This is a genomic window from Mesorhizobium sp. M1A.F.Ca.IN.022.07.1.1, assembly GCF_003997575.1.
In the GTDB taxonomy this organism is placed as follows: Bacteria; Pseudomonadota; Alphaproteobacteria; order Rhizobiales; family Rhizobiaceae; genus Mesorhizobium.
On record NZ_RZST01000576.1, the window covers coordinates 1 to 1,986 of the forward strand.

The following is a 1,986-nucleotide window of genomic DNA, read 5'->3' on the forward strand; positions in this document are numbered from 1 at the left end:
GATTGGCACCGCCCGAGAGGAAAATGCGAGCATCCGGATATCGCCTGCTGAGATCGATGGCTTCGGTCAGCCGTTCTCCTGCCTCATTCATCACCAGAGTTTGGCGATCGACGCTGACGTGGGTGTCGACGGCCCCGCCAAGCACGACGATGCCGGTCACCGGGCCGTTGATTACGGGTTTAGAGAAGCGAGAAGGAGAAGGACCCCTATGAGCTTGGAGGCGATAAAGGACATCAGGCGCCAACTTTTAGTCCAGGCAGACGGAGTCTACTCGCCGAGATGACAGAGAAGCATCCAACTGCTCGCTGGCACTTCGCCATCAGAGTGTTGCATTGGCTCATGGTGGCTGCGTTGGCCTGGCAGGCTGTCGTCGCCCTCGGCCCTATGAAGGGGGCGAGCGTGATCGCGATGACCTGGCTGCCCACGCATATCTCCATCGGCGTGACGGTATTCTGCATTCTTGTCCTGCGGCTGGGCGTTCGTGCCGTCAGCAAGGCGCCTGTTCGACAAGCGCATTGGCTTGTGCGATCGGCGGGAGCCTCGGTTCATGCCAGCCTGTACGGTTTCATTCTTTCCATGGTGATATCGGGCTGGTTCGCTTACCGCCCGATGCCTCTAATGCCTTCGGCTCGCCTTTTCGGCTTCATCCCGGTACCGCCAGCGCCGAACGTTGCCGGTCTGACCGCCAGAGACTTCATCGCGATCCATAGCACTCTGTTCTGGATACTCTCTGCGTTCGTCGGCGTGCACATCCTGGCCGCGCTGGTCCACTCGCTGCTATTCCGCGATGGAGTTATGAAAGGAATGCTTTTCGGTCGCTGACTGGGAACCGAGCGCTCCTGCACAGCTTCGTTCTAGACGTTTCCCGGCCGTCTAATTCGCGCTGAATCGGACGAAGTGGCCGGGCGGCGGCCTAGCAGCCTCAGGTCCTTGCGGTGGCAAGATCGCGCGGACGGCGTTCGCACGCAAGCGCGTTGCCGGGCATAGTTGCATCACCTCTCCCTGATGCCAAGCTCACCAAGGCGAAGCCGGAGGAGCAATTTCGATCACGCATGAGGTTTTTGACCCGCATCAACGCAAGCGGAACTCGCTTCGGTTGACTACGTCGGTGCCACGGGAGCCAGGAAGATTGAACGCGCCATTATTTCTAGAGGCATTTCTGCTTTTCGTTGTGCCTGGGCCGACGAATGCTCTTCTGATGGCGGGTGCGGCCAAACGCAGAAAGGCGACCACGCTTTTGTTCGCGCAGTCCTGCGGATATGGGATCGCCGCGGCGAGCTGGTTTTCGTTGCGTCCGCTGATGCCGTCCGATGCCATCCAGATGCTGAAGCTGGCCGCAGCCCTGTGGCTCGCCATTCTCGGCCTGCGTCTGATTGTCAGCAACCGGATCGAGACATCCCAAAGTGGAGACAGCCTTTCCGTTCTCACAACAACCGCCCTCAATCCGAAGGCCTTCATCTACTGCCTGGCGATCGTGCCGATCGACGCTGAGCCGCGCATGCTCGGCATCTTCTGGACTGTGCTGTTGGTGACCACGTCTGCCACCGGATCGCTGTGGGTCTTGCTCGGCAGCCGGCTCAGCAGAGGCAAGCAGATAGCCGACAGGGTCGCGGGCACGGCGCTCATCGTATTCGCCCTGGTGCTGCTTAGACCTTTGATGGCCTTAGCGGCGAGTTGAGATTGGTGGGGCGAGGGCAGCCAGGCGATTCGCTGGCTGCGCATTGCTCTACGACACGAGCACAACCGAGAACGGCCCGGCACAGAAGAGATTGTCGATGACCTTCCTGACGCCGGCGATGTTTTCGGCGGCAACGACCGCCGCCTTGCGCTGACGCTCGTCGAAGATGGCGCCATTCAATTCGACAACGCCCTTGTCGACTGACACGCCGATAAGGTCGCCGCCACTCCAGGAATGGCTCTGCAACTCGGCAACGATGCTCTTGCGGATCAGCTCGTCATCGGCGGTCGTTGCGCCTGATCTCGGCA

The 1,986-nt window shown here is 60.4% G+C and carries 3 protein-coding genes; 2 read left to right on the forward strand and 1 reads right to left on the reverse strand.

Annotated features, from left to right (window positions below; genetic code table 11):
* Positions 1–279: 279 nt before the first annotated feature.
* Positions 280–822 carry a cytochrome b/b6 domain-containing protein gene (locus tag EOA75_RS32305; RefSeq protein ID WP_127326097.1) on the forward strand — a complete coding sequence of 181 codons (543 nt, stop codon included), beginning with the start codon at positions 280–282 and terminating at the stop codon, positions 820–822.
* Between the two features lie 376 nt (positions 823–1,198).
* Positions 1,199–1,678: a hypothetical protein gene (locus EOA75_RS32310; RefSeq protein ID WP_245466815.1), complete on the forward strand. Its 480-nt coding sequence runs from the start codon at positions 1,199–1,201 to the stop codon at positions 1,676–1,678.
* A 48-nt stretch (positions 1,679–1,726) separates the two neighbouring features.
* On the opposite strand, the gene EOA75_RS32315 is transcribed toward EOA75_RS32310, so the two are convergent.
* On the reverse strand, positions 1,727–1,986 hold a 260-nt coding region (locus EOA75_RS32315), incomplete at its 5' end, for a BON domain-containing protein (protein ID WP_164747736.1).